The 3,046-nt window shown below is 41.8% G+C and carries 2 protein-coding genes; both read right to left on the bottom strand.

All coding sequences use genetic code 11. From position 1 onward, the window contains the following. Nucleotides 1–2,297, bottom strand: a 2,297-nt coding sequence (locus tag AC1DG9_RS25640) for a ligase-associated DNA damage response DEXH box helicase (RefSeq protein ID WP_477635523.1), incomplete at its 3' end; no start/stop codon positions are given. Continuing rightward, a partial coding sequence (locus tag AC1DG9_RS25635) for an ATP-dependent DNA ligase (RefSeq protein ID WP_477635522.1) occupies nucleotides 2,294–3,046 on the bottom strand: 753 nt, incomplete at its 5' end. The genes AC1DG9_RS25640 and AC1DG9_RS25635, both read right to left, overlap by 4 nt.

Genomic DNA, 3,046 nt, shown 5'->3' with positions numbered 1-3,046 from the left:
TCGTATGACTGACGCAATAATAAGTTATGTTTATCATAATCGCTAAAAACATTAAAAAATAGGGAAGCGGATGATTGTAAGTGCTTGTTCGCAACATATTTCCCGGGATATCCCTGAAATACAAGTCCCGAAATGCAGGCAATGTCTCTGAACTTACGTCGGGCCATTTCTGTTGCATTTATACTAGCCACAATATCGTCGGTAAGGTTTACAGGGCTAAATAGGTCTTTTATAGAATTTTCGTCTAGAGGGATAGGCTGCTCACTGAGCAACTCAAAGCCATAATCGTTCATAGCAATAGAGAAGCTTATTGGTTGCACGCGTCCAAGTCTGTAGGCTATTAATGCAGCCATGATCTCATGTACCTGTCTGCCTTCAAAGGGATAAGCAAAGAAATGGTAACCATCCTTGGTATTGATCAGTTCAATTAAAAACTCGTCGCTTTTAGGAACATGAGAAACCTTGGCCTGACGCYCAAATAAGGGCAGTATGAAATCGAGTTCTTCATCTCCGTGCTGCTTATCGAGTGTTTCATTGTATTTCTTTCTAAGTACGCTACCAAGATTTGCGGTTAGCGACATACGGCCTCCCATCCAACTTGGGCTAATGGCTTGTTTAAGTTTACTTTTTCTAACCAATACCATCATCTCCTTAACCATTATAAATTCAAGTACCCTGCCGGCAAGGGTAAAGCTACTTCCTGGTTTCATCCGTGATATGAATGATTCTTCAATCATACCAACATAGCCACCGGTTAGGTATTTTACTTTAAGCATGGCATCACTAACTATTGTTCCTATGTGTAATCTGTGGCGCATTGCAATTTGTCTGCTTTCCACTTTCCAAAGCCCATCTGTGCTTTTTGTCACTTTGCTGAACTCATTATAAGCTGTTAAGCTATCCCCGCCCGTGGTAATAAATTGCATGATCCAGCTCCATTCCTGAGGCAGCAGTTCCCTGAAAGCATGGGTTTGCTTAATCTCAAAAAAGATCTTTTCATCATCAAAGCCATCGCCAACGGCTAAAGTAACCAGGTACTGGATCAATGTATCAAATGACATTACAATAGGCTCTCTGCTTTCGATATCTTGTATTCTTGCCGCTTCTTTTATTGCTGCAGCCTCCACAAGTTCTAGCGCGTGAGTAGGCAGAAAATAAATCTTAGAAGTTTCGTTAGGGGAGTGCCCACTGCGCCCGGCGCGTTGTAGAAACCTGGCAACACCTTTTGGAGAGCCAATCTGAACTACGGTATCAACGGGTTTAAAATCCACACCTAAATCTAAAGATGACGTGCATACAACAGCCTTAAGCACTCCTGAATGTAATGCGTCTTCAATCCAGTTCCTCAATTCATAATCTATAGAACCATGATGGATAGCGAGTAAGCCGGCAAGGTTTTCGTCCTGGGCAAGCAAGGTCTGGTACCAGAGTTCGGCCTGCCCCCGGGTATTGGTAAATATTAAAGTGGTTTTACTTTTATTAATAATAGGGATGAGTTTATTAGCCAACTTATGTCCTAAATGACCAGCCCAGGGCAACATATCTACATGATCTGGTAATATTGATTTGATAACGATCTTCTTTTTAATGTCGGATTTTATTATGGTTTTAAGCAAATCGGTGTAAGGTACAAGTACGTCCATCGCCTGCTCCATATTGCCAATGGTTGCCGAGATTCCCCATATCCTTACAAGTCTTTCTGGGTGTTGCGCTGTAAGCAACCCTTTTATTCTTGAAATCGCCAATTCCGCCATCACACCACGTTTGCTACCCAGCAGTTCATGCCATTCATCAGCAACTATACATTGTAATTGATCAAAGTAATTGAAAGTACTTTTTTGGGCAAGCAGCAGGTGCATACTTTCAGGTGTGATGATGAGCACCTCTGGCATTTGTTTTTTCTGTTTTAGCTTTTCGCTTTGTGGGGTGTCTCCATTTCTTACACCCACCATCCAGTCCAGTTGCAACTCATCACAAACCTCGCGCATAGCGCGGGCCAGGTCTTTAGCTAAGGATCGAAGAGGTGTTATCCAGATTAATTTTAGTCCGGTCGTGTTTTTCCTAGTTTTAATTTTAAGTGCTGTGGTTTTCAGTTCAGCTCTTTTATTCAGCTCATCAATTACTACAGCTAAAAATATAGAATAGGTTTTGCCAAAGCCGGTAGGAGCGTTCACCAGGCCGCTATAGCCTTCAGCATAATATTGCCATGCTTCAGTTTGAAACTTAAAAGGTCTTTTTTTGCTAAGTTTTAGCCAACTTATAACCTGCTTATACCCCTTGCTATTTTCCAGTTTCATAATGTAGATTGTAATAATTGCCTAAGGTCGTCAAGCGTATTGATTTCATCGGCTTTCTTATCTTTTCTCCAGCGGGCAATTCGGGGAAACCTTAATGCCAGCCCTGCCTTGTGCCTTTTACTTTCGGCTATCCCTTCAAAGGCTATTTCGAATACCAGTTCTGGCTTTACTGTGCGTACGGGGCCGAATTTCTCTACAGCATTTTTCTTTACAAAACGATCTACTTCTTTAATTTCAGCATCCGTTAACCCGGAATAAGCCTTAGCAACAGTGATTAGTTGATCCCCATCGCGCACAGCAAAGGTATAATCGGTATAGAAGTTGGCCCTGCGACCACTTCCTTTTTGCGCATARATCATTACCGYATCAACAGTATAAGGGTTTATTTTCCATTTCCACCAATCTCCGCGCTTTCTTCCTGAATGGTATAATGAATCTAGTTTTTTGAGCATAATACCTTCACTGTTCAGTTCTCTTGCACCTTCTCTAAGTTTTGCAAGAGATGTCCAGTCGCTAAAAATAACTATGGGAGAGAGCGCAACGATATCCTGAGTCTGTAGTTGCTGAATTGTTTGCTCAAGTAATTGTCTACGGGTGGCCAAAGGGTCTTCTCTTAAATCCCTTCCTTTATGCTCAAGAAGGTCGTAGGTGTAAAAACCTACTGGCGCATCATTGAGCTGTGCTTTATTAATGGTTTTTCGGTTTAATCTCTGTTGCAGTATGCTAAATGCCTGCACTTTACCTTCCTT

The sequence above is a fragment of the Pedobacter sp. 05L430 genome (genome assembly GCF_056397585.1).
The sequence above is the reverse complement of the archived record's forward strand: the minus strand, read 5'-3'. Positions and strand labels throughout refer to the sequence as shown.